This is a genomic window from Candidatus Sulfidibacterium hydrothermale (assembly GCF_020149915.1).
Lineage (GTDB): Bacteria > Bacteroidota > Bacteroidia > Bacteroidales > F082 > Sulfidibacterium > Sulfidibacterium hydrothermale.
In genome coordinates this window covers 2,008,391-2,032,167 of record NZ_CP083760.1, presented here as the reverse complement: position 1 = coordinate 2,032,167, position 23,777 = coordinate 2,008,391, and the positions used below count along the sequence as shown (strand labels likewise).

The window sequence follows — 23,777 nt, the reverse complement described above, 5'->3', positions numbered from 1 at the left end:
CGACGTGCGGGGCCATTTTTATTGCCGGTTACGATTTATATTTACTGTTTTCGTCTCTTGTATTCTGCTCTCTTCAAATTTAGTACTTTTCCCCGCATGAAGCTTATGCTGTGTTGTAGCCAGTTTATTCTTTTTTCAATTCATATTTTGTGCTTCTTCCCCCTGAATTTGATTTTATTAATATTCCTTTATGTCAATGCCTGAAAGATATTATCCCAAAAAGTGTGTAAAGTGCATCTTAACTAAATTTGAGGTTGAAAAACTTTAAAACATTTAGTTTATGAAAAGAATACACTTTACACAGGAGCAAATTACAAAGATTTTAGGAGAAATTGCAGAAAAAGAAGGAGGATATCAGGAAGTTTTAAAAATTAGTCTTGAAGCGATGATGCGCGCCGAACGGGAAGAGCACAATAAATCGGAAGGCGACATGAGCAACGGCTACCGCATACGCAGGACATTTGGACAGGGAAAGATATTAGAACTACAGGTTCCACGAAGTCGCAAAGGGCATTTTTATCCGATTTTGTTAAGTCTGTTACGAGACCAGGAAGAAGAATGCAGGCGGATGGCTTTCAGTTTGTATGGTGCGGGATTGACCACGGAACAAGTAGGGAATATCTTTGGGGAGATATACGGCAGGCAGTACAGCACAAGTCAGATTAGCAGGATGTTTGAGTTTGCCCGTTCCGATGTACAAAGGTGGTTGCAAAGGCCATTAGAACCTTACTATCCGATATTATACATTGATGCCACCTTTATCTACACACGCAGAATAGACCATGTAAGTAAAGAAGCTTATTACACTATTCTGGGGGTACGCAAAGACCGTACACGAGAGGTTCTGGCTGTTGTCAACTTTCCTACCGAGAGTGCTCAGGCGTGGGAAGATGTGTTTATCGATTTAAAAAGTCGAGGGATGAAACAAGCCGGTTTAATCGTATGCGATAGTCTTTCATCAATAGAAACATCTATATGGAAACATTTCCCGGGTACAGAAGTTCAATTATGTACCATTCATCTGCAACGCAACGTACAAAAACGCATTAAGCCAAAAGATAAAGCACAGGTGGCAGATGATTTTAAGGATGTATTTCGTACAGGGGATCGTTATGATAATAAATCCAAAGGATGGGAACGTTGGGTAAACTTTTGCAATAAATGGGGCCGCTATTACCCTTCGATAAAGCGAATGGTTTATAATCAACGCTACAAACTCTACTTTACCTATCTTGATTATGATTACAGAATTCACAGTATGATTTACTCAACCAATTGGATAGAACGTCTCAACAGAGATTATAAAAGAACAACGCGTATGCGGGGAGCTTTGCCTAATCCGGAGGCAACTATATTGTTGCTGGGATATGTTGCTATGACAAGAAGTGCATACCAAAGAAAGTTACCGAAAATAAATTATGAAACGGAAAAATTACAATGGGAAGAATGAATGGAAGTTCGCTCCGGCTACGCCTCCGCTTCACTTCCATTCATTAAAAAAAAATTAAAAAATGAATAACTTTGCTTTTAGTTTAAGAGCTCATTACACACAAAAAGGGATACTACCGCCTGAAATAGGTTGACCACTTTTAACATAAGAATTCACTTTAAAAAACAGTTAAAAATGGCAACAAGAAGACAATTTAAAATGACCACCGCCGAGCGAAGGCGTCGTCATTTCAGCGACAGTTTCAAGATTCAAAAAGTCAGGGAAATAGAAACAGGCAAAACAAAAGTTTCCGAAATTAGCAAACAATATGAAGTAACCACTACTAACGTTTATCGGTGGTTAAACAAATTCGGAACTATGAAAGACAAGAAAGAGAAACTTATTATTGAAACAGATAGTGACACAAGGCAGCTATTGGAACTCAAAAAGAAAGTAGCAGAACTTGAACGGATAATCGGCCAAAAGCAAATCCTGATTGATTTCAAAGATAAGATGATAGAACTGGCAGAAGAGACCTATGGCGTAGATATAAAAAAAAAGTTTTCTACCCGACCCTCGAATATTTCTGGCACCACAGAGAACAATACCGATACAGCATGAACCGTCTGTATAAGAGCATAGGGATTAGTAAACAGTATAATACACCCCAAAAACTGGACAACGAGTTAAGTTAGAAAAATTGATTAAACTTGTTGTTATGAAAAAGAGAAAAAAGTACACATCAAGGTTCAAAACGAAAGTAGTATTGGAAGCCCTGCAGGAAAGAGAAACGATTCAGGAACTGGGGAGGAAATACGGATTACACCCGAATCAGATTTCTACCTGGAAGAGCCAGTTTTTATCATCAGCATCATCGGTATTTGAAAAGGGTACTAAGAAAGAAGATGTTGAAAAAGAGAAAGAAGCCCTGTTTAAGAAAGTAGGCCAACTGCAAATGGAAGTTGACTTCTTAAAAAAAGTGTTGGGGAAATAGCCGGAAAAGCGAAACTTCAAAAAGTGAACAGGAAAGAAGAAATAAGCGTCAAACGGCAATGCGAACTTTTAGAAGTAAACCGCAGCAGCTTCTACTATGTTCCCCGACAAGAGGGTTCTTACAATCAGGAACTGATGAAGCTGATAGACAAGCAATACATGAAAACACCTTTTTATGGAGTCATGCGCATGACCACCTATCTGCGAAACATAGGGTATCCGGTCAATGCCAAACGCGTACGACGATTGTACCGGCTTATGGATTTGCAAGCCATCGGCCCACGTCCAAATACGAGCAAGCCCCATAAGGGGGAAGGCCATACGGTATTTCCCTATTTGTTGCGGAATTTAGAAATAACCCATTCCAACCAGGTCTGGGCGATGGATATTACCTATGTTCCCGTTGGCAACGGTTATATGTACCTTTTTGCCATCATAGACCTTTACAGCAGGTATATCGTAGGGTGGTCATTGTCGAATACCATGACAACCCAATGGTGCAAACAGACTTTGGAGCAAGCCATAAAGGATCATGGCAAACCTAAAATGATTAATACCGATCAGGGAAGCCAGTTTACAGCAACAGAATTTACGGAGTTTGTAACCGGTAAGGGGATTACTTTCAGTATGGATGGTAAAGGTCGAGCCATAGATAATATTTTTATAGAGAGGTTTTGGAGAAACATAAAATACGAAAAGTTATATTTGGAACCATCGGAAGACGGACTGGAATTATATGAGAAAATTAAAGATTACATAGAGTTCTACAACACGCAAAGACCCCATCAGTCATTAGCGTATAAAATGCCTGTAAAAGTGTTCAAACAGGCTGCTTAGGTTTTCTTTTAATATGATTAAACGAAGAAAGAAAATCTAATTTATTTTTGTAAAAGAGTTGTCTAAAGATGGGGAGTAGTTAACAGGCTTTTCATAAGATGCTGGATAAAAAGCTGAGAATACGTTCAGAGCAAAAGCAATTACTGGTTATGATTTATCAAATACGAGAGGATCATCCTACAATGGGAATACGGGATATGTATTATAAGTTACGTCCCCAGACCATGGGCAGAGACCGGTTTGAAGCCTTTTGCAAATCAGAAGGGTTAACGGTAGCAAAGGTAAAAAACTGGCGAAGAACCACCGATAGCACAGGCGTTGTCCGGTTTGATAATTTATTAAAAAGCATGACTTTAACCGGAATTAATCAGGCATGGCAAAGTGATATTACCTACTATGAAATAAACAGCAGATTCTATTACATCACTTTTATTGAAGATTCCTATTCCAGACGGATTTTAGGTCATTCTGTTTCAAAAAGGCTGACTACAGAACAGACTACATTACCGGCTTTACAGAAGGCTATTAAACTTCGGATGAAGGAAAACACAATGACAACCGGTATTGTATTTCACTCAGACGGAGGGGGTCAATATTACGACAAGGCTTTTTTAAAGCTGACTCAAAAAGAAGGCTTTAAAAACAGCATGTGCGAATACCCGTGGGAGAACGGGAAAGTAGAAAGACTAAACGGGGTTATAAAAAACAATTACCTGAACCATCGTCAGATAAACAGTTTTGAAGAACTTCAAAAAGAGGTTGACCGAACCGTGTTACTTTACAACCAGGAAAAGCCTCATATAGAGTTACAACGAAAAAGCCCCAATGAATTTGAAAAAAGTTATCTTTGTAATGGACAACAATCCTTCAGTCTCTAAGATCACTCATGAATGAACAACGTAAATAATGAAAATAAGTAAGTAAAAACGGTCAACCATATTCAGGCATCTACATTATCAATCAAATCTTGTATATCTCGTAATGCTGTGTCTTGTGAACATTTTGCAATTTTAGCCCATTTAGAAGTTGTTAGATAGCCTGTAAATCCATCTAATAATTTATTCAATATCTTTTTTTGTCTTTCATTTTTTATTTCCGTTCCGTAAGTATTCCAAAATCTATGCTTTTTAATTACCAACGAAAGGGTATCTTCCGAATTTGCTATTGCTTTTTGCAGTGTATTCAAAAACCAATTTATCCATTCCGTGATATCGAGGTTTCCCTTTTGTGTTTTTTCAAGTATGTCGTAATATGATTTTCTCTCTTTTTGTATTTGAGAAGACATACTGTAAAATCTTTGTGGAAGCCCATCTGAACGGGCAAGTAACATATCGGTAATTGCTCTGGTTATTCTTCCGTTTCCATCTTCGAATGGGTGTAACGTTACAAACCATAAATGTGCAATACTGGCTTTTAAAACCAAATCAATATCTGTTTTGTTATTAAACCAGTCTAAAAATCTATTCACTTCATTATCAATTACCTTTGCAGGGGGGCTTCATAATGAACCTTTTCTTTTCCCATAGCACCTGAAACAACTTGCATTGGCCCGGTAGAATCATCTCGCCATTTCCCAACAATGATTTCATACATTCCGCTTCTCCCCATCGGAAACATAGCGTAATGCCAGTCAAAGAGTCTTTTTTTGATTAGCGGCTTCTCGAAATTCTTTGTTGCATCAAACATCATATCAACAATCCCCTCAATATTTCTGTTGATAGGTGGCAAACCACCTAAATCAATTCCTAATCTTCGGGCAATAGACGAACGAACTTCTTCTTTATTCAAGATTACACCTTCAATCTCATTTGATTTTAATATATCTACCGTTAATGTTTCAAGGAAAGCCTCATTTTGCAAATGAAACCCCAACGTTTCCATTTTACCTATTAGCCGGCCTTGCTTGTTTCTTACTTCGGCTAACAAATCCGATAATTTGTTAATGTCCCAAGTAAAATTTGGCCAATTTTCCTGCTGATATATGTATATTTTTCTATTCATTTTTATTCTCCGCATTATTTGCGACAAATATACATGTTATTCTCCGCAAATTGCAATCTTATTCTTTTTCTCAAATTGGCTACAACGTGCAGGGCTATGCTGCGTGCCGCAATTTTATTGTTTTATTTTCGTATTTATCAATATATTTAATCAAAGCTTAATCATTTATTAACAATTATTTGCGGCATGAAGTATAGCCGATGTTACCACACGTATTTTTTGATTTTCTTTTTCAATTCTTCAATTGTTAGTCCTGTTTTTGTCCGATGAAGCATCGCATGACAATTTGGACATACTGGACGTAAATCTTTTATGGGGTCTAATTCATAGCTTGCTTTAATGTTTGCAATCTGGTTTAAATGATGAACATGAATAAAACCTTTCCCTAATTCTCCATATATTTCTTCAAAGTCAAAACCACAAACGCTACATTTGGCACCGTATTTTTCTATACAGATTTTTCTTGCGTAAGGATTTCTTTCATATTTACTTGATGTAATTTGTCTTACCGTACCTTCTGTAAATGTGCGATTACTAATAGTTCCTTTTTCATTTTCTATTTTATGGCTTTTACTAATTGTGAAATTATACCAGAGTTTTTCAAGTTCAATAGCAACATTTGGTTTTATTATAATTCCCGAGTTTTGAGTAGACCAATGTTGTTCTCCAAGTACACCATTTTTTAAAATGCTCAATTTCAAAATATCTTCTTTTTCTGGATTGAGTAATACATCATATTCAAAAGTTACATAGTTTGCTAATTTATTGGGCGTACCGTTCCAATGTTCTCCTTGATAGACATTTGAAATAGCATATCCTGACGCGCAAATTCCTTTTGGTTCTCTACCCAATCTTATGAGAAATAATCTGTCCCCCGGTTTAATTGATTTATTAACCCCGCAACTCCAACTATCACGGAAAACACCTGTCTTGTTCAATTCCATGATTGATTGTTCGATGTCTTTCCATTCCCATCTATCAGGATTCCACGATAATAAATGTGTACTCATATTTTCTTTTCTTTGATATGTGTGGTAACGTATAGGGCTATGCGATGTGCCGCTTTTTATTGTTTAATTTTCGTATTTACAAATATTTTCAATTAATGTTTAATCACTTTATTACCAACATATTGCGGCATAACGCATAGGTGATGTTGGGCACTGGCTATTTTATAATTACAAAATCTCTAAAATTATTCCTATCAATTATTTTTGTTTCTGCCTTGTATGTTCTTGTGAATGTTTCGGGTAGTTTTACTTTCTTCGCTTTCCATTTAAATTCATATCCAACTATTTTTCCGTCTTTTTCTTCCACAAAATCAATTTCCTGCTGTTGTTTTGTTCTCCAAAAATACATTCTTGCAAATGTGTCTTTATAAACATTCTGTTTTTTCCTTTCTGATATCAAGAAATTTTCCCACAATGCCCCAACATCTGTTCGTAAATCAAGCGGATTAAAGTTTCCTGTAATCATGTTCCTGATACCGTTGTCATAAAAGTATATTTTCCTGTTTCTCTTAATCTCGTTTCTTAAATTCCTGCTAAAACTATTCAGACGAAATAGGATATATCCCTTTTCCAGAATGTCAATATATTTTTGAATAGTGATTTTGTTTACACCTATTGTTTGTGCAAGTTCATTGTAATTTACTTCACTTCCTACTTGTAAAGCCAGTGCTAATAATAGATCGTCAAGTATTTCCGGTTTCCTGATTTCTGAAAAAGCCAAAATATCCCTATAAAGATAACTACTTACAAGATTTTTCAAAACTTCCCGCTCTTTTCCTTTATTGTTCAAAACCTCGGGGTACATTCCATAGAGTAATCGATTCTCAATTTGTTGTTCAGTTTTAATATATCCTTCTTTTTTTTCAAATTCTTCCCAGGAAACAGGAAATAATTCATATTCCCATTTTCTTCCTGTTAGCGGTTCATTTAATTTATTGCCCAAATCAAATGAGGAAGAACCAGAAACGAGTAATTGAACATCAGAAAATTGATCAGTAATTATTTTCAACGTTAACCCAATACCATCAATTCTTTGCGCTTCATCAATAAAAACAATTTGATGATCTCCAAGAAATGTTCTTATTTGCTCTGTAGTCGGATTGGATAATAATCTTCTATTGGCAGGATCATCTGCATCAAAAAACAGGTATTCTTTTCCAGCTAATATCTTTTTAATCAGCGTTGTTTTGCCAACTTGTCTTGCCCCGACAATGATGATTGCTTTTTTACTTCCGATCTTTTCTTTTACAATATTTTCGAGCGTTCTTTGATACATTTTCTTTTTTCATGCAAAGGTAATCAAATTATCTTAATGACCAATAGTTATGATTATTAGTCATTACACTATTTGCATTATGTTCTCTAAGCTTGTGCCCAACGTGCAGGGCTATGCGATGTGCCGCAATTGGTTTTCATAATCTTTCTGTTTGTAAATATTCTCAAATTTACAATTAATTTTCAAATTCAGCACAATTTGCGGCATGCACTATGAGCCGCTGTTGGCTGAACGTGTCCCAACGGCAGTACGGAAACCTGCAGAAGGCGGCGGAAGTATTTTTGCAACATCATTTCCCAGGTTTTCGTTTATGAATGAACATCTTCCCTATTTTGAATGAAAATTTTTCAAACAACGCATAATTGATTTCAACCTGCAAAAATGATTACGCCGCCTTACTCCTGCCCTTGCGTGCGAAATCCCGAAACGAAGAATCCGGAAGAACTCGACCTTCTGTCACGCAAGCCATTTGCTGAATTGTTCTGTGGCCAGAGCAGCTTGCTGCAACGTAAACATCTTGTTTACAGATGTGTCTTATGAAAACTAATTTTTCTAATAGCAAGCTGCGCAAGACAGCCTCAAAGAACGAATGATTGCCCGCCGGTGGGCATGACTGCCAACGTGCAGGGCTATGCGATGTGCCGCAATTGGTTTTCATAATTTTTCTGTTTGTAAATATTCTCAAATTTACGATTTATTTTCAGTTTAAGTGCAATTTGCGGCATGAAGCATAGGTGATGTTGGGTACCGTAATTTATTCTATTCCTAATAATTCAAGTCTTTTATTTTGCCAATCTGTTAATCTTGCATAAACAATAATGTTCTTTCTTGTTAAGATTATGCTTATAAGGTCATTCATATTTTTGGAATAAAACAAGTTAAATTCTGTTTTATTTGATTCCAGTTTTATTTGAAAATTATTAGAGAATTGTGTATCTGTGTCAATAGCGTATTTGTATTTAGTCTGTCCAGATTTATTAGAATACTTAAACTTGATTATTTTACCCAAATCATTTTCTGAAATATTATTTAGTCCTATTTCACTTATTTTCCAATCAGTTTTTGAAACATATTTTTCAATCATAGTTAAAGCGTTATTTACACCGCCGAAAAAGTTCTGTTGCTTGAAAAATGGTATCATTTGGTCAACAATCTTTTGAGTTTTTGTGTCAGAAATAATCCATTCTATTCCGAAACCATTTAGTATTTGAATTCTTCTGTCATTTTTTGATAATAAAATTAAGATTCCATTATTTATACCTTTTTTCCCAACCTCATAACTATTTCCAATCTCTTTTCCATATTCGATTGGAGTCTTCCCATTTAAGTCTATTGTGGTATAAATCATAGTCTCTATTGAATATTTATTCTCTATGTTTTGCATTTTATTCTCTAATCTTGCAATTTCATTTTTGGTAAAAAAATGTCCATTGTCAACTACCAATTGACTATGTGCTGTTAAACTTAAAAAAGTTAATATTATTCCTATTATCTTGTTCATATGTTCATTTTTATGGTACCCAACGGGTGCGGCTATGGTGCGTGCCGCAATTGGTTTTCATAATTTTTCTGTTTACAAATATTTCAAATTTACGATTTATTTTCAATTTTAGTACAATTTGCGGCATGCACTATGAGCCGCTGTTGTGTGGTCGTACTTTTATTAACTTATCAAATAATTCCGTTTTTATAATGTATTTGTTTGAATTCCATTTTTTCTCAGTGTCAATTTTTATTAAACCAAAATATTCTAAAAACCTATCAAAAGTCCGTAATGAATAACATCTTGTAGCCTGGTTTATTTTTGTGTCATATTTTGTTGGTTGAATATTGTCAAGCAACCTTGGGTATGCTTTAAAATATTTATTTGAATAAAAACTATCAAGTCGTTTTTCATCACCGTATTTACTTAATAGTATCAACGAAAATCCAAGTCCGAGTTGTCCTATAAGGTTATCTCCATAACCATCATAATAAGCCCAATTAAATTTTTTTCCAAATGTTGTAAAAATACTTTCTAAAAGTTTATGGTTGTCATTTAATTCCACTTTCCCTTTTTGGGTCAAAGTCAATGTATTGTTACGTTTTTTTACTACCCTTGATAATTCCGATAATATTCTTGTTAAATTTATTGACATTGAGTCTGTTTCTTTATATAGTTTTGATATTCCAGCTTCAATCATTTCATCTTTGATAAATTTTTGATTATAAATTTCTGAAACAACTTTTGTCGGTAGAAATCCTTTATTTGTTAATTTTAATTCTCCTTTTTTTTCAATAAGTTGTAAAAGATATTTTATTTGATTTCTTAGTACATGACAAAAAATAAATCACTGATAATCAGCAAAATAACCCTTAAAAAGTTTGGATAAAACATTGGTATTCAGTATCTTAGACGAATATTTACCAAGTATTTGTCAGATGAAGAATACCAATGTCAGCAGTAAAGATAGTCATTTAGTTTCAGTTTTAAAGGAACATTTTGAAGGCAGGCTGAATTTAGCCCGGATAAAATTCATATCATTATTCATTATTGCTTTAACAAAAGTAAGGACTGTTCATTTTGAGAGCCTGGCAAGGGGATTTGATACTCAGGCAGAAGAAAGTTCTTCCTTGCGCCGTATCCAACGATTTATCTCATCCTATTCTCTTGATTCTGATTTAATCGCAAAATTAATTTTCAGTTTATTGCCCCACAAAGAACGATTAACACTTTCTATTGACAGAACCAATTGGAAGTTTGGCAAAACAGACATAAACATCTTTATGCTTGGCATAGTGTATCAGGGAGTAGCCTTTCCATTATTGTTCAGTATGTTAAAAAAACGGGGTAATTCCAATTCGCAGGAAAGGATAAACCTGATTGAACGATACATCAACCTTTTTGGAAAAGGTACGATAGAATGTATTGTTGCAGACCGGGAATTTGTTGGTGAAAAATGGCTTAAGTATCTTAACAATAATAACCTGCACTATTATATTCGTATCAGAAATAATTTTAAAGTTTTTGTTCCCAGAAAGAATAAAACCATTAAGGCATTTTGGTTATTCAATGCATTCAGGATAAATGAGTTTGTATATTACCCCAACATTGTAGAAGTAAACGGACAGTTGTGCTATTTGTCCGGAAGCAAATTACATAACGGAGAATATCTAATTCTGGTATCATTTACCAAACCGGAAAAGGCTGATGATTACTATAAACAACGATGGCAAATAGAAATGACCTTTAAAGCCATGAAATCAAGCGGTTTCGATATTGAAAAAACACACCTTTCAGATATCAAAAGAATTGAAAAACTCGTCTTGTTGATTATGGTTGCTTTTGTCTGGGTTTACAAAGTGGGTATTCATATCCATCAAAATATCAAACCGATTAAAATTAAAAAACACGGTAGAAAAGCAAAAACAATCTTTAAAACAGGTCTCGACTTTATTACAAAATGCTTTCTTAATGATAGTTATACTCCTGAGTTCAATATCTTCCAATTTTTGTCATGTACTTAGATTTGATTTAAAATCGGAATTTTATTGTAATCCAGTTCCGGCAATTTTAATAATTGTATTGGGCTGTTTTTTTCAAATATTTCGTAAAGAATGTATTGCATTTCATTCGGGGAATAACCTTCAAAATCAGGAACCCCCCGATTATTTTGTTCATTCATTATTTGGTCTATATTTTTCTGTAATTCATCCACGTTTTCCATCTTTAGCACGCTCTTTGTATGCCACACAACGGGTGCGGCTATGGTGCGTGGCGCAATTTTATTGTTTAATATTTCTGTTTTCCAGTACTTTATATTAATGCATAATCTATTTATTTACAATTAATTGCGGCATGTAGTATAGCCGATGTTGTGCCGTCGTTAGTTATTTTTATTTATTAAATTTACTATCACTTTTATCATGGTTTCCTTTTCGTCAGGTTTACTTACTGCTATCATTAATGTCAATGCAACCAATGCATTATCAGCAATTCTCTTTTCCCCTGTTTCTGAAAATAATAATCCGTTTTTTTCAAGAAAGTACAAAAACAAAAATGCGGCTATTCTTTTGTTCCCGTCAGAGAAGGAATGATTCTTTACAATGAAGTACAATAGATTTGCGGCTTTCTCTTCTATACTTGGATATAAATCAACACCACCAAATGTTTGATAAATTGTAGCTATCGAACTTTTAAAAGAATCATCTTTTTCGTTTCCGAATAATTCACTGTTTCCATAAGTTTTCTTAACTAATTCTATTTGTTTTATTGCCTCTTCATATGTCAATTGATAAACTTCTTTTCCGGAAGTATTTTCAATTTTTAAGGTTTGATAATCGTATTGGTCCAGTAGTTCAAGTGCATACGAATAATCAGAAATTATTTTCAGAAGCCCTTTACTTTCATTATTTGTTAATTCTTTGTATTCAAGTGTATTCCCAAGTATTTTTATGGTTTCTTTTAATTCATTCAGTTGATTTACTTGTTTTTGTAATCGTTGTTGATTAATTGCGTAGCCTTTTATCAAATAATCTTTTAATAACTGAGTTGCCCATTTTCTAAATAAAACACCTCGCTTGGAATTAACTCTATATCCGACTGATATTATTGCATCGAGATTATAAAATTTAATCCTCCGTTTGACTCTTCTATTCCCTTCTTGCCGAACTACCGAGTATTTCTCGGTAGTTGAAAATTCTTCTAATTCTCCTGATTTATAGATATTTCTTAAATGCAAACCAATGGTGTCACTATCTTTATCGAAAAGTTCAGCCATTTGTTTTTGAGATAACCAAACTGTTTCTTTTTCAAGTTTGACTTCAATTGAAGTTTTTCCATCAGGTGTTTTGTATATTTTTATTTCAGACTTTTCCATTTATCAAAAGTACAATCCTTTTTTATTGTTCTGAAATTTTTCTCCTAATGCGGCACAACGTGCAGGGCTATGCGATGTGCCGCAATTGGTTTTCATAATTTTTCTGTTTACAAATATTTTCAAATTTACGATTTATTTTCAGTTTAAGCACAATTTGCGGCATGAAGCATAGGTGATGTTAGCAAACGTTATTTATCTTTAATACATCTAATTGATAATCCCATATACTTAGGGAATGATCTAATTTGAGCAGGATAGTTTGAACTATATTCTTTTGCAAAAGCAGTTTGTCCATCTATTTCTGTTGCTGTCCACCAAGCTGTCCAGTAACCAATCCCATAAAATTCGCCTGAATTCCATTGACCAGCGGGTAATGCAGTAAACCACTACTATTATTTCCAAGGTTTAAATAATACCAATGTGTACTTCCTGATTCAATCAATTTTAATTCTGCGTTAATGCCTCCGCCTAATGTTGATAGTAATGTTTTCCACTCATCTTGTGAAGGAATATGCCAACCTTTTGGAGCAATACCTCGACTATCAGAAATTGCAGCCCAATTATATAAAAGTCCAAATGTTGCAATACTATCTTTATCGTTTGTATCATTGTAACTACCATAAGCTCCCTCATCAATCAATGAAGTTGGATTCATCCTGATTAATCCGCGAGTTAGTAAATCTCCGTTGTTGTAATGAGTAACTCTCAGATTTTCAGCCATCCAAATTTGATTTCCAATTTTAATGGTTTTATATATATTGCCGTCTATATCTTTAACTGTTCCATAAGTTAAAGATTCATTAAAAATAGCAGTTGACTTTCCTCGGGTGTTTATTATAATACACCCCAAAAACTGGACAACGAGTTAAGTTAGAAAAATTGATTAAACTTGTTGTTATGAAAAAGAGAAAAAAGTACACATCAAGGTTCAAAACGAAAGTAGTATTGGAAGCCCTGCAGGAAAGAGAAACGATTCAGGAACTGGGGAGGAAATACGGATTACACCCGAATCAGATTTCTACCTGGAAGAGCCAGTTTTTATCATCAGCATCATCGGTATTTGAAAAGGGTACTAAGAAAGAAGATGTTGAAAAAGAGAAAGAAGCCCTGTTTAAGAAAGTAGGCCAACTGCAAATGGAAGTTGACTTCTTAAAAAAAGTGTTGGGGAAATAGCCGGAAAAGCGAAACTTCAAAAAGTGAACAGGAAAGAAGAAATAAGCGTCAAACGGCAATGCGAACTTTTAGAAGTAAACCGCAGCAGCTTCTACTATGTTCCCCGACAAGAGGGTTCTTACAATCAGGAACTGATGAAGCTGATAGACAAGCAATACATGAAAACACCTTTTTATGGAGTCATGCGCATGACCACCTATCTGCGAAACATAGGGTATCCGGTCAATGCCAAACGCGTACGACGATTGTACCGGCTTATGGATTTGCAAGCCATCGGCCCACGTCCAAATACGAGCAAGCCCCATAAGGGGGAAGGCCATACGGTATTTCCCTATTTGTTGCGGAATTTAGAAATAACCCATTCCAACCAGGTCTGGGCGATGGATATTACCTATGTTCCCGTTGGCAACGGTTATATGTACCTTTTTGCCATCATAGACCTTTACAGCAGGTATATCGTAGGGTGGTCATTGTCGAATACCATGACAACCCAATGGTGCAAACAGACTTTGGAGCAAGCCATAAAGGATCATGGCAAACCTAAAATGATTAATACCGATCAGGGAAGCCAGTTTACAGCAACAGAATTTACGGAGTTTGTAACCGGTAAGGGGATTACTTTCAGTATGGATGGTAAAGGTCGAGCCATAGATAATATTTTTATAGAGAGGTTTTGGAGAAACATAAAATACGAAAAGTTATATTTGGAACCATCGGAAGACGGACTGGAATTATATGAGAAAATTAAAGATTACATAGAGTTCTACAACACGCAAAGACCCCATCAGTCATTAGCGTATAAAATGCCTGTAAAAGTGTTCAAACAGGCTGCTTAGGTTTTCTTTTAATATGATTAAACGAAGAAAGAAAATCTAATTTATTTTTGTAAAAGAGTTGTCTAAAGATGGGGAGTAGTTAACTTTAACTTATAAAATAACATTTGAATAGAAACAACGAAATGCCAACACAGCATATAAGTCATTGGGCGGTAAGTAGTTAAATAAACAATTAAACGTTAATAAACGGTATGGTAAACTGAAAGATTTGGCATTAAAACGCCCAACGCCTCATATACATAACCGTTAGGCATAATTAAAAATAAGAACAAAAATGACAATAGACTGGAATAGAATTTCACCTGACAGATTTGAACAATTGTGCGTTGATATAATCAGAAGCGAAGGGTTTTATAATATTCGTAGAATGGGTGGTTCTGGTGATAGAGGAAGAGATATAATTGCACAAAAACAAATACAACTTTTTTCTGGTTCCAAAGAAACGCAGAATTGGATAATTCAATGCAAAAGATTAGTTAAAACAAATCTTTCAATTGATGATTTGAGTTCAGAGTTGAATAAAGTTAGAATGCACAACAATCTAGATTATTATTTAGTAATCTTGTCCAACACACTGAAACCAAATGTAGTAGACTGGATTGATGGAATTAAAAAAGATTATTCATTCAAAATTATTATTAATGATATTGATTGGTTAGAAAACCAATTAAAACGAGAGCCAAGTCTTTATAAATTCTACTTTGAGAATGGCGAAAGGAATGAACAAATATATTCCATCGAAAACTCAAATGATATACAGATATACACCGCTGGTAAAATGCCTTCTACTGCTCTAAGAGGTCAAATAACAAAATGGAGATCTGATTTAGAAAATAGTTGTTCAAATCTTAAAAATAAAATTGGATTTTATCATCCTGAGTATGTTGGTTGTGACCATAGCGGAATAGTTCTTTCGGAAACTGTTCAATCTGATTTTAGGATGATTTCACAATCTAATATTCTTGTTGCATATTTGGAAGATGAAGAACAATTTGGGACAATTACAGAAATTATGATTGCTTATTCTATGAATAAACAAATTGCAATATTCATTGATGAAAAAATTAAAACAGAAATTACTGTATCGGAAATGGAGAATAAACATTCTATAAATCTTGAATATTATAATCAAGTTTATGCAAAAGTGTTTAAAACTACCCATTCTTGTCCTTGTAGCTTAATGAATGAACTGAAACCAATTCATTTAAATTCTTATTGGTTTATGATTGAGTTTTTGAGTTTGAGACAACCAGATACTTATATCAAAATGACTAATTCTGAGAATGTGGTTAAGGATATTATTGAATACTTAAAAGAATTTGAAAAATAATAAAACTATGCCTAACAGCGGCTCATAGTGCATGCCGCAAATTGTACTAAAATTGAAAATAAATCGTAAATTTGAGAATCTTTGTAAACAAAGAAAATTTTGAAAACCAATTGCGGCACGCACCATAGCCGCACCCGTTGGGTGTAATGCTAAAGAAATACCCGTTTGAAAGAAAATAACTAAATTAGCGAAAAAAAATAGATGAAGGTTTACGAAATATCCAATAGGAAAAGTTCTAGTATGAATGACTTATTTTATGAATATAAACTTGGTGCTAAGCCATTTTTAAAATGGGTTGGTGGTAAAAGACAATTATTAGAACAATTTGAGGAATTATACCCTATTGAATTAAAACTGAAAAAGATAAAGAATTACTACGAACCTTTCGTTGGGGGTGGTGCAGTTTTTTTTGATGTAGCTCAAAATTATGAAATAGAAAATGCTTTCTTGTATGACATTAACGATGAGTTAATCATATCATATAAAGTTATCCAAAAGGATGTTAATAAACTTATTGAATTTTTATACAGATATGACAAACAGTATAAAAAGCTGAACGATGAAAAGCGCAAAGAATATTATTACGAGTTGAGGGAAAATTACAATTTGCAACGGTTTAATATTGATTACAATAAGTATTCGGAAAATTGGATACCGAGAGTTGCCCAAACCATATTCCTAAATAAAACCTGCTTTAATGGGCTGTTTAGGTTTAATTCAAAAGGTGGTTTTAATTCACCAATGGGCAGGTATAAAAATCCAAAAATTTTAGACGAACAAAACTTGTTAAACGTATCAAAATTACTTGAAATAGCAACAATTAAAAAGGCGGATTTCAGAGAAGTAAAGAACGATGTTAAAAATAATTCGTTTATATATTTCGACCCACCATACAGGCCTATTAGCAAAACAGCAAGCTTTACCTCATACAGTAAATATAATTTCCAAGACGACGAACAGTTACAACTTGCAAGTTTGTTTTACGAATTAGACCAACAAGGCCATAAACTGATGTTGAGCAATTCTGATCCAAAAAACATAAATCCGGAAGATGACTTTTTTGAAACTATATATTCAGCCTATAACATTACAAGGGTTAATGCAAAAAGGTCAATAAATTCAAATGGTAGTAAACGAAATTCGATAAAAGAAATCGTTGTAACAAATTATTAATATGGCAAAGGGAAAAAGTGCGAATATTACCGGAAACCAACTTGAAAAAGCAGTCCAGACAGTTTTGTTGGATAAAGGTTTTGAAATTGAAATGTATCGTAAATGGGAAAAGAACCCTGAAAATTATGGCAAAGAATTACTATTAAAGAATGTACCGTTTACAACTATTTATGGCCATAAAGGAAATACAGAATTTCTATTGCTTTCAGAAAAATACAATTTAAGAATAAGAATTGAATGTAAATGGCAACAAAGTGCTGGTTCTGTCGATGAAAAACTGCCTTATTTGTATCTGAATACCATTGAAGCAATGCCAGAAAAGGACATTATGATTTTAATTGATGGAGATGGGTTTAAAACAGGAGCCAAAGAATGGTTGAGAAATGCTGTAAAAGAAAAATTGTACACTACTGCTGAAAACAATGACACCAACGTTATGGTATTTTCATTAGCTGAATTTTTCACATGGGCAAACAACACTTTTAACTAAAAAGCACTACACCCAACATCACCTATGCTTCATGCCGCAAGTAATTGTAAATAAATGGTTTATACATTAATAAAACATATCGGTAAATTGAAAAATCAAACAATAAAATTGCGCCACGCAGCATAGCCCTGGATATTATCCCAAAAAGTGTGTAAAGTGCATCTTAACTAAATTTGAGGTTGAAAAACTTTAAAACATTTAGTTTATGAAAAGAATACACTTTACACAGGAGCAAATTACAAAGATTTTAGGAGAAATTGCAGAAAAAGAAGGAGGATATCAGGAAGTTTTAAAAATTAGTCTTGAAGCGATGATGCGCGCCGAACGGGAAGAGCACAATAAATCGGAAGGCGACATGAGCAACGGCTACCGCATACGCAGGACATTTGGACAGGGAAAGATATTAGAACTACAGGTTCCACGAAGTCGCAAAGGGCATTTTTATCCGATTTTGTTAAGTCTGTTACGAGACCAGGAAGAAGAATGCAGGCGGATGGCTTTCAGTTTGTATGGTGCGGGATTGACCACGGAACAAGTAGGGAATATCTTTGGGGAGATATACGGCAGGCAGTACAGCACAAGTCAGATTAGCAGGATGTTTGAGTTTGCCCGTTCCGATGTACAAAGGTGGTTGCAAAGGCCATTAGAACCTTACTATCCGATATTATACATTGATGCCACCTTTATCTACACACGCAGAATAGACCATGTAAGTAAAGAAGCTTATTACACTATTCTGGGGGTACGCAAAGACCGTACACGAGAGGTTCTGGCTGTTGTCAACTTTCCTACCGAGAGTGCTCAGGCGTGGGAAGATGTGTTTATCGATTTAAAAAGTCGAGGGATGAAACAAGCCGGTTTAATCGTATGCGATAGTCTTTCATCAATAGAAACATCTATATGGAAACATTTCCCGGGTACAGAAGTTCAATTATGTACCATTCATCTGCAACGCAACGTACAAAAACGCATTAAGCCAAAAGATAAAGCACAGGTGGCAGATGATTTTAAGGATGTATTTCGTACAGGGGATCGTTATGATAATAAATCCAAAGGATGGGAACGTTGGGTAAACTTTTGCAATAAATGGGGCCGCTATTACCCTTCGATAAAGCGAATGGTTTATAATCAACGCTACAAACTCTACTTTACCTATCTTGATTATGATTACAGAATTCACAGTATGATTTACTCAACCAATTGGATAGAACGTCTCAACAGAGATTATAAAAGAACAACGCGTATGCGGGGAGCTTTGCCTAATCCGGAGGCAACTATATTGTTGCTGGGATATGTTGCTATGACAAGAAGTGCATACCAAAGAAAGTTACCGAAAATAAATTATGAAACGGAAAAATTACAATGGGAAGAATGAATGGAAGTTCGCTCCGGCTACGCCTCCGCTTCACTTCCATTCATTAAAAAAAAATTAAAAAATGAATAACTTTGCTTTTAGTTTAAGAGCTCATTACACACAAAAAGGGATACTACCTAGCCCTGCACGTTGGCAACAATATTTATAAAAGCAATTTGACATGTCAGTAATAGATAATTTTATAAAACGTTACAATAAGGAATTTGATTTTTATCAAAAGCTATCCTTTATTATAGCTACAAAGATTGAAGATGAATTGGCAAAACGTGGCATTAAAGCAATTGTAACACATAGAGCTAAAAAGCCAGATAGACTAAAAGAAAAATTAAACAAACGAATTGAAGATAAAAAATATAAAACTGTTAATGACATTTATAAGGATATTATTGACTTAGCAGGAATAAGAGTATCATTATATTTCCCGTCGGAAAGAGATATACTTGATGAAATAATAAAAGAATTATTTAGAGTAGTACAGAAGAAAAAATTTCCGAACACAACTCATTCACCAAAATATGAAAAAAGATTCTCTGGTTATTGGGCAACACATTATAGAATTAAATTAAAACCAGAAAAAACAACTCAAAGGTATAATACACCCCAAAAACTGGACAACGAGTTAAGTTAGAAAAATTGATTAAACTTGTTGTTATGAAAAAGAGAAAAAAGTACACATCAAGGTTCAAAACGAAAGTAGTATTGGAAGCCCTGCAGGAAAGAGAAACGATTCAGGAACTGGGGAGGAAATACGGATTACACCCGAATCAGATTTCTACCTGGAAGAGCCAGTTTTTATCATCAGCATCATCGGTATTTGAAAAGGGTACTAAGAAAGAAGATGTTGAAAAAGAGAAAGAAGCCCTGTTTAAGAAAGTAGGCCAACTGCAAATGGAAGTTGACTTCTTAAAAAAAGTGTTGGGGAAATAGCCGGAAAAGCGAAACTTCAAAAAGTGAACAGGAAAGAAGAAATAAGCGTCAAACGGCAATGCGAACTTTTAGAAGTAAACCGCAGCAGCTTCTACTATGTTCCCCGACAAGAGGGTTCTTACAATCAGGAACTGATGAAGCTGATAGACAAGCAATACATGAAAACACCTTTTTATGGAGTCATGCGCATGACCACCTATCTGCGAAACATAGGGTATCCGGTCAATGCCAAACGCGTACGACGATTGTACCGGCTTATGGATTTGCAAGCCATCGGCCCACGTCCAAATACGAGCAAGCCCCATAAGGGGGAAGGCCATACGGTATTTCCCTATTTGTTGCGGAATTTAGAAATAACCCATTCCAACCAGGTCTGGGCGATGGATATTACCTATGTTCCCGTTGGCAACGGTTATATGTACCTTTTTGCCATCATAGACCTTTACAGCAGGTATATCGTAGGGTGGTCATTGTCGAATACCATGACAACCCAATGGTGCAAACAGACTTTGGAGCAAGCCATAAAGGATCATGGCAAACCTAAAATGATTAATACCGATCAGGGAAGCCAGTTTACAGCAACAGAATTTACGGAGTTTGTAACCGGTAAGGGGATTACTTTCAGTATGGATGGTAAAGGTCGAGCCATAGATAATATTTTTATAGAGAGGTTTTGGAGAAACATAAAATACGAAAAGTTATATTTGGAACCATCGGAAGACGGACTGGAATTATATGAGAAAATTAAAGATTACATAGAGTTCTACAACACGCAAAGACCCCATCAGTCATTAGCGTATAAAATGCCTGTAAAAGTGTTCAAACAGGCTGCTTAGGTTTTCTTTTAATATGATTAAACGAAGAAAGAAAATCTAATTTATTTTTGTAAAAGAGTTGTCTAAAGATGGGGAGTAGTTAACTAATTTGTTTTTTGTCAACAGTATACGAATACCCACCTTTTATGTAACTGTCAATTTTACCAATTGAGCCACAGTAGTGGTCTAATCCCAACATTATTGTTGCAGGTTTCCTTATTTCTCCGTGAATTTGCCAAAAGTGTTTCTTGTGCTGTTTTTTATTTGAAATTCTTTTTAATCGCCTTACGCTATAAACATCTTCACTACTGTATTCAAAAATTGGCGTATTTATATCATTTCTTTCCAATATTGTATTTATGAATGCATAATCATAGTTCGTTGTTAAATAGTGCTGAACATCTAAATCATACATTTCATTATAGAATCTATGTGTTCCGATACTTTTCATTAAATCAGCAATATTTTTCTTTACTTCAAATTCATCATAAAGTATGTCTTTATGGATGCTTGGTTTCTCAAGTATAATTCTCTCATAGGTCATTGTATTTGGCAATGTGTCATCATCAAACATTCTTAAACCTTTTATTTTTTTAAGAATATCATCCCAAGAAATATTACTTGCTGAAAGTCTATTTATTCCATTTCCAAAGAATATTGTATTTTCCATTAATCTTGTTTTTGTTTGCAAATTGGTTTTGCTATCCTATTTTTTTAATATCCGATTAAAGTTAAGTCGTATGGAAGTTGAAATCTTGAATGATTGTAAATCGTGTCTATTAAATTTCTTGCGTTTTCATAATCTCGACTAATAAGGTCTTTTCCTTTTGATTTGTATTTATAGGTTTGTGGTACAGCTAGTATTAAATGTTCTAACTCTACCATTACTAGGCTTTGAACAATATCTCTATAAACGGCATTCCCCATCCAGGCTCTTCCAGCTTCTACTTCAAGACCGCATTTCCAATCATTGTGAAATCCGTCAATTTCATATTTTACAGTTGCCTGAGCATTTTCACCAAAAAATACAGGTCTATAAATTTTCTCATCTTTCTTTTTACCTTTCTCAATTTCAAAACCAATTTGCTCAAGGTCATTTCTTACTATGGATAAAACTGTATCGCTATCAAGCCCTTTGGGTAATTCTACTGTTGAAATATTTTTGTAGTGCTTTTCAAAAACCTTTACCACTTCCAGTGAAAAGTCTTTTGGTTTTATTGTTCTTGGGAATGTTGCAAATCTAATTTTTGTCATTATTTTTTTGTCTTTAAGCTTGCCCATAACGGGTGCGGCTATGGTGCGTGCCGCAATTGGTTTTCAAAATTTTCTCTGTTTACAAATATTCTCAAATTTACGATTTATTTTCAATTTAAGTACAATTTGCGGCATGCACTATGAGCCGCTGTTAGGTAGCGTATTTTCTTAATTCATGATTCTTATCTCTTAAAAATTCATTTATTAGTTTTATATATTTTGGTAATTTGCTAAAATCTGAACTGTTTTCCATTGGTATTAGAATTACCTTAATTCCTAAATCGTACAGATAATTATAAAACAACTCTTTAATTTTATCATCCTTATTGGGGTCATTAAATATAAATGCGTAATGCATATTCTTTGTTTGCCCCCTACTAATCCTTAATAGTTTCACCAGATTTATATCTGTAAATGATGTTCCAATAAATAAGCATGTACTTTGATTGAATTCATTTAATTGTATGAGATTTGTCCAAGAATAAGGTTTAGAAAATTCTTCAATGTATTCACTCTCTGTGAAAATTATTTTTGTTTTTTCACCTCCCTCAATCGGTAAAATTCCATGTGGATGAATTACAACCTTACCATCATCTTTTTTGAATGGTTTAAATACGATAGACTTACACTTGATTCCTTTGGCTTTTAATTGTTTTTCCAGTAAATCGTCATAATTACTTGTAAGCACTGTATTTATATATTCTGAAGAGAATAATTCGGTAATCTCAGAAATGAGAGTTGACGGTTTTAAGTCATGTTGATAGTACAACAATTTTCTAACTAAGTAAATCCAGTCTATTGGACGAATCCTGCTTTTTATTTGTTCTGCAATATTAATAGGATTCTCTTTTGCTAATATTTTTGATAAGTTCTTTGATTCATTACTCCAAAAAAAGTTTTCCCAAAAAGCAATAGATAGGTTTTTTGGAATCTTATCATTTCCGTTGTCTTCCGAAAATTCCCAATGATAAAAAAAGGTTGAACAAATCTGCTCGATTAATTGATTCCAAGTTGGTATTCCAGATGATGCAGATACTCCTGCACCAAGATAAAGTGTGGTTTTCTTCTTTGATATTTCCTTAAGCAATTGTATAAATGCAGATGCACTTCGATTATCTAATTCCTTAAGTGATTTTGTGTCAATCATTTTTCCTTAATATGCTACCTAACGGTGTGGCTATGCGATGTGCCGCTTTTTTATTGTTTAATTTTCGTATTTACAATTTTCTTCATTTAATGCTTAATCGATTTATTTACAATAGATTGCGGCATAACGCATAGGTGTTGTTGGCGTTAGTTATTTCTTTCCACCTTTTGTTTTTGGTTCAACACCTTCATTCAGTTGTATTCTGTCTTCTTTCGGAACTGACGGAATTACTCTTTTCTTTTTCACGTCAGAAGAAGTTGTTGTTTCTTTTTTGTCTTTTTCTCCCATTGTAAAATTATTTTAATTATTAATGAAAATATTGCCAAACAATAGTAATATTGAAAATGCTATTGCTATAATTGTAATAATTAATCCGCTATTAAATCTAATATTTTGTTTTTCTGAAATAATCTCATTATCTCTAAATGAGTCTCTTTTTGCTCCAATTTCATATAATAGAATATCTTCATAATTTTTATTGACAAGGTCATCAAATTTCTCAGGCCTAAATCCTTGGTCAAGTGGTCTTGAACGTAAAACTCGAATCATTATAAAAAGAGAGATTCCAAAAAGGATTAGTGGTATTACTGAAAGAATTTGAATAATTGAAGAAGATTTTTCAATTATAAAAATAAATACAGGTAAAAAAATCGCTGAAATACCTATAATGCTTCCTGCTTTGGTATGATTTGACCGATATGATTCAATTTGTCGATCTAATAATTCTTTCGCTTTCTCTGCAAGGAATTCTAAGTCTTTCATTTTCTTATTTTTTAGCGGGAATTAACATTTTGTTTTTTAATAGTTTATGCAAAAACTTAAAAGGTAAATATTCAATTTTATCAAATGTAT

The 23,777-nt window shown here is 34.0% G+C and carries 27 protein-coding genes and 1 pseudogene; 15 read left to right on the top strand and 13 right to left on the bottom strand.

Annotated elements, in window-relative coordinates; translation table 11 throughout:
• Positions 1-280: 280 nt before the first annotated feature.
• The 5 genes from LA303_RS08150 to LA303_RS08130 all read left to right on the top strand — a co-directional run bounded on the left by LA303_RS08150 (position 281) and on the right by LA303_RS08130 (position 4,137).
• The gene (locus LA303_RS08150; protein ID WP_240524571.1) at positions 281-1,450 is read left to right on the top strand and encodes an IS256 family transposase; all 1,170 of its coding nucleotides are present in this window, start codon (positions 281-283) and stop codon (positions 1,448-1,450) included.
• A 174-nt stretch (positions 1,451-1,624) separates the two neighbouring features.
• Positions 1,625-2,050, top strand: a complete 426-nt coding sequence (locus LA303_RS08145; RefSeq protein WP_240524787.1) for a transposase — start codon at positions 1,625-1,627, stop codon at positions 2,048-2,050.
• Positions 2,051-2,147: 97 nt separating this feature from the next.
• Positions 2,148-2,423 (top strand): transposase, encoded by a 276-nt coding sequence (locus tag LA303_RS08140; RefSeq protein ID WP_240524774.1) that lies wholly within the window; start codon positions 2,148-2,150, stop codon positions 2,421-2,423.
• A gap of 23 nt (positions 2,424-2,446) precedes the next feature.
• Positions 2,447-3,259 (top strand): IS3 family transposase, encoded by an 813-nt coding sequence (locus tag LA303_RS08135; RefSeq protein WP_240524773.1) that lies wholly within the window; start codon positions 2,447-2,449, stop codon positions 3,257-3,259.
• A gap of 149 nt (positions 3,260-3,408) precedes the next feature.
• Positions 3,409-4,137, top strand: a complete 729-nt coding sequence (locus LA303_RS08130) for a DDE-type integrase/transposase/recombinase (protein WP_240524786.1) — start codon at positions 3,409-3,411, stop codon at positions 4,135-4,137.
• A 62-nt stretch (positions 4,138-4,199) separates the two neighbouring features.
• Here LA303_RS08130 and LA303_RS13630 read toward each other — a convergent pair.
• The 5 genes and pseudogenes from LA303_RS13630 to LA303_RS08105 all read right to left on the bottom strand — a co-directional run bounded on the left by LA303_RS13630 (position 4,200) and on the right by LA303_RS08105 (position 9,729).
• Positions 4,200-5,260 (bottom strand): annotated as a pseudogene (locus LA303_RS13630) (Fic family protein).
• A gap of 203 nt (positions 5,261-5,463) precedes the next feature.
• Positions 5,464-6,270, bottom strand: a complete 807-nt coding sequence (locus tag LA303_RS08120; RefSeq protein ID WP_240524785.1) for an HNH endonuclease — start codon at positions 6,268-6,270, stop codon at positions 5,464-5,466.
• 157 nt (positions 6,271-6,427) lie between these two features.
• Entirely contained in the window at positions 6,428-7,546 is a 1,119-nt protein-coding gene (locus tag LA303_RS08115) for an ATP-binding protein (protein WP_240524784.1), read from the bottom strand.
• A gap of 754 nt (positions 7,547-8,300) precedes the next feature.
• Positions 8,301-9,047, bottom strand: coding sequence for a TPM domain-containing protein (locus LA303_RS08110; protein WP_240524745.1), 747 nt, complete (start codon positions 9,045-9,047; stop codon positions 8,301-8,303).
• 130 nt (positions 9,048-9,177) lie between these two features.
• The gene (locus LA303_RS08105) at positions 9,178-9,729 is read right to left on the bottom strand and encodes a hypothetical protein (RefSeq protein ID WP_240524783.1); all 552 of its coding nucleotides are present in this window, start codon (positions 9,727-9,729) and stop codon (positions 9,178-9,180) included.
• Positions 9,730-9,967: 238 nt separating this feature from the next.
• On the opposite strand from LA303_RS08105, the gene LA303_RS08100 reads away from it, so the two are divergent.
• Entirely contained in the window at positions 9,968-11,053 is a 1,086-nt protein-coding gene (locus tag LA303_RS08100; protein ID WP_240524782.1) for an IS4 family transposase, read from the top strand.
• On the opposite strand, the gene LA303_RS08095 is transcribed toward LA303_RS08100, so the two are convergent.
• The 3 genes from LA303_RS08095 to LA303_RS08085 all read right to left on the bottom strand — a co-directional run bounded on the left by LA303_RS08095 (position 11,050) and on the right by LA303_RS08085 (position 13,255).
• On the bottom strand, positions 11,050-11,244 hold the full coding sequence (locus tag LA303_RS08095; RefSeq protein WP_240524781.1) for a hypothetical protein: 195 nt from the start codon (positions 11,242-11,244) through the stop codon (positions 11,050-11,052). The two genes, LA303_RS08100 and LA303_RS08095, sit on opposite strands and share 4 nt — an antisense overlap.
• A gap of 168 nt (positions 11,245-11,412) precedes the next feature.
• Positions 11,413-12,405 (bottom strand): RhuM family protein, encoded by a 993-nt coding sequence (gene rhuM / locus LA303_RS08090; protein WP_240524780.1) that lies wholly within the window; start codon positions 12,403-12,405, stop codon positions 11,413-11,415.
• 295 nt (positions 12,406-12,700) lie between these two features.
• Complete coding sequence (locus LA303_RS08085; RefSeq protein ID WP_262901458.1) at positions 12,701-13,255, bottom strand: fibrobacter succinogenes major paralogous domain-containing protein; 555 nt, start codon at positions 13,253-13,255, stop codon at positions 12,701-12,703.
• Positions 13,256-13,302: 47 nt separating this feature from the next.
• Between LA303_RS08085 and LA303_RS08080 the strand changes: the two genes are divergently transcribed.
• The 9 genes from LA303_RS08080 (at position 13,303) to LA303_RS08040 (ending at position 20,545) form a co-directional block, all read left to right on the top strand.
• Positions 13,303-13,578, top strand: coding sequence for a transposase (locus tag LA303_RS08080; protein WP_240524774.1), 276 nt, complete (start codon positions 13,303-13,305; stop codon positions 13,576-13,578).
• 23 nt (positions 13,579-13,601) lie between these two features.
• Positions 13,602-14,414 carry an IS3 family transposase gene (locus LA303_RS08075; protein ID WP_240524773.1) on the top strand — a complete coding sequence of 271 codons (813 nt, stop codon included), beginning with the start codon at positions 13,602-13,604 and terminating at the stop codon, positions 14,412-14,414.
• 274 nt (positions 14,415-14,688) lie between these two features.
• Entirely contained in the window at positions 14,689-15,744 is a 1,056-nt protein-coding gene (locus tag LA303_RS08070) for a restriction endonuclease (RefSeq protein ID WP_240524778.1), read from the top strand.
• A 201-nt stretch (positions 15,745-15,945) separates the two neighbouring features.
• Positions 15,946-16,917: a DNA adenine methylase gene (locus LA303_RS08065; protein ID WP_240524777.1), complete on the top strand. Its 972-nt coding sequence runs from the start codon at positions 15,946-15,948 to the stop codon at positions 16,915-16,917.
• A gap of 1 nt (position 16,918) precedes the next feature.
• Positions 16,919-17,407 carry a PD-(D/E)XK nuclease superfamily protein gene (locus tag LA303_RS08060; protein ID WP_240524776.1) on the top strand — a complete coding sequence of 163 codons (489 nt, stop codon included), beginning with the start codon at positions 16,919-16,921 and terminating at the stop codon, positions 17,405-17,407.
• A gap of 205 nt (positions 17,408-17,612) precedes the next feature.
• Entirely contained in the window at positions 17,613-18,782 is a 1,170-nt protein-coding gene (locus LA303_RS08055) for an IS256 family transposase (protein ID WP_240524571.1), read from the top strand.
• A 160-nt stretch (positions 18,783-18,942) separates the two neighbouring features.
• A complete protein-coding gene (locus LA303_RS08050) occupies positions 18,943-19,410 on the top strand; it encodes a RelA/SpoT domain-containing protein (protein WP_240524775.1) in 468 nt (155 codons plus the stop codon).
• A gap of 23 nt (positions 19,411-19,433) precedes the next feature.
• Positions 19,434-19,709, top strand: coding sequence for a transposase (locus LA303_RS08045; RefSeq protein WP_240524774.1), 276 nt, complete (start codon positions 19,434-19,436; stop codon positions 19,707-19,709).
• A 23-nt stretch (positions 19,710-19,732) separates the two neighbouring features.
• Positions 19,733-20,545 carry an IS3 family transposase gene (locus LA303_RS08040; protein ID WP_240524773.1) on the top strand — a complete coding sequence of 271 codons (813 nt, stop codon included), beginning with the start codon at positions 19,733-19,735 and terminating at the stop codon, positions 20,543-20,545.
• 79 nt (positions 20,546-20,624) lie between these two features.
• Here LA303_RS08040 and LA303_RS08035 read toward each other — a convergent pair whose 3' ends face one another.
• The 5 genes from LA303_RS08035 to LA303_RS08015 form a co-directional block, all read right to left on the bottom strand.
• On the bottom strand, positions 20,625-21,194 hold the full coding sequence (locus LA303_RS08035; RefSeq protein WP_240524772.1) for an SIR2 family protein: 570 nt from the start codon (positions 21,192-21,194) through the stop codon (positions 20,625-20,627).
• 44 nt (positions 21,195-21,238) lie between these two features.
• Positions 21,239-21,778 carry a hypothetical protein gene (locus LA303_RS08030; protein WP_240524771.1) on the bottom strand — a complete coding sequence of 180 codons (540 nt, stop codon included), beginning with the start codon at positions 21,776-21,778 and terminating at the stop codon, positions 21,239-21,241.
• Between the two features lie 151 nt (positions 21,779-21,929).
• A complete protein-coding gene (locus tag LA303_RS08025) occupies positions 21,930-22,925 on the bottom strand; it encodes an SIR2 family protein (RefSeq protein ID WP_240524770.1) in 996 nt (331 codons plus the stop codon).
• A 150-nt stretch (positions 22,926-23,075) separates the two neighbouring features.
• The gene (locus tag LA303_RS08020; protein ID WP_240524769.1) at positions 23,076-23,213 is read right to left on the bottom strand and encodes a hypothetical protein; all 138 of its coding nucleotides are present in this window, start codon (positions 23,211-23,213) and stop codon (positions 23,076-23,078) included.
• Positions 23,214-23,225: 12 nt separating this feature from the next.
• Positions 23,226-23,687, bottom strand: a complete 462-nt coding sequence (locus LA303_RS08015; protein WP_240524768.1) for a hypothetical protein — start codon at positions 23,685-23,687, stop codon at positions 23,226-23,228.
• Positions 23,688-23,777 lie beyond the last annotated feature (90 nt).

Excerpts from the sequence above, each read along its gene's own strand:
- LA303_RS08150 (WP_240524571.1), top strand. The coding sequence starts at position 281 with ATGAAAAGAATACACTTTACACAGGAGCAAATTACAAAGATTTTAGGA.
- LA303_RS08145 (WP_240524787.1), top strand. The coding sequence starts at position 1,625 with ATGGCAACAAGAAGACAATTTAAAATGACCACCGCCGAGCGAAGGCGT.
- LA303_RS08140 (WP_240524774.1), top strand. The coding sequence starts at position 2,148 with ATGAAAAAGAGAAAAAAGTACACATCAAGGTTCAAAACGAAAGTAGTA.
- LA303_RS08130 (WP_240524786.1), top strand. The coding sequence starts at position 3,409 with ATGATTTATCAAATACGAGAGGATCATCCTACAATGGGAATACGGGAT.
- LA303_RS08120 (WP_240524785.1), bottom strand. The coding sequence starts at position 6,270 with ATGAGTACACATTTATTATCGTGGAATCCTGATAGATGGGAATGGAAA.
- LA303_RS08115 (WP_240524784.1), bottom strand. The coding sequence starts at position 7,546 with ATGTATCAAAGAACGCTCGAAAATATTGTAAAAGAAAAGATCGGAAGT.
- LA303_RS08110 (WP_240524745.1), bottom strand. The coding sequence starts at position 9,047 with ATGAACAAGATAATAGGAATAATATTAACTTTTTTAAGTTTAACAGCA.
- LA303_RS08105 (WP_240524783.1), bottom strand. The coding sequence starts at position 9,729 with ATGATTGAAGCTGGAATATCAAAACTATATAAAGAAACAGACTCAATG.
- LA303_RS08100 (WP_240524782.1), top strand. The coding sequence starts at position 9,968 with ATGAAGAATACCAATGTCAGCAGTAAAGATAGTCATTTAGTTTCAGTT.
- rhuM (WP_240524780.1), bottom strand. The coding sequence starts at position 12,405 with ATGGAAAAGTCTGAAATAAAAATATACAAAACACCTGATGGAAAAACT.
- LA303_RS08080 (WP_240524774.1), top strand. The coding sequence starts at position 13,303 with ATGAAAAAGAGAAAAAAGTACACATCAAGGTTCAAAACGAAAGTAGTA.
- LA303_RS08070 (WP_240524778.1), top strand. The coding sequence starts at position 14,689 with ATGACAATAGACTGGAATAGAATTTCACCTGACAGATTTGAACAATTG.
- LA303_RS08065 (WP_240524777.1), top strand. The coding sequence starts at position 15,946 with ATGAAGGTTTACGAAATATCCAATAGGAAAAGTTCTAGTATGAATGAC.
- LA303_RS08060 (WP_240524776.1), top strand. The coding sequence starts at position 16,919 with ATGGCAAAGGGAAAAAGTGCGAATATTACCGGAAACCAACTTGAAAAA.
- LA303_RS08055 (WP_240524571.1), top strand. The coding sequence starts at position 17,613 with ATGAAAAGAATACACTTTACACAGGAGCAAATTACAAAGATTTTAGGA.
- LA303_RS08050 (WP_240524775.1), top strand. The coding sequence starts at position 18,943 with ATGTCAGTAATAGATAATTTTATAAAACGTTACAATAAGGAATTTGAT.
- LA303_RS08045 (WP_240524774.1), top strand. The coding sequence starts at position 19,434 with ATGAAAAAGAGAAAAAAGTACACATCAAGGTTCAAAACGAAAGTAGTA.
- LA303_RS08035 (WP_240524772.1), bottom strand. The coding sequence starts at position 21,194 with ATGGAAAATACAATATTCTTTGGAAATGGAATAAATAGACTTTCAGCA.
- LA303_RS08030 (WP_240524771.1), bottom strand. The coding sequence starts at position 21,778 with ATGACAAAAATTAGATTTGCAACATTCCCAAGAACAATAAAACCAAAA.
- LA303_RS08025 (WP_240524770.1), bottom strand. The coding sequence starts at position 22,925 with ATGATTGACACAAAATCACTTAAGGAATTAGATAATCGAAGTGCATCT.
- LA303_RS08020 (WP_240524769.1), bottom strand. The coding sequence starts at position 23,213 with ATGGGAGAAAAAGACAAAAAAGAAACAACAACTTCTTCTGACGTGAAA.
- LA303_RS08015 (WP_240524768.1), bottom strand. The coding sequence starts at position 23,687 with ATGAAAGACTTAGAATTCCTTGCAGAGAAAGCGAAAGAATTATTAGAT.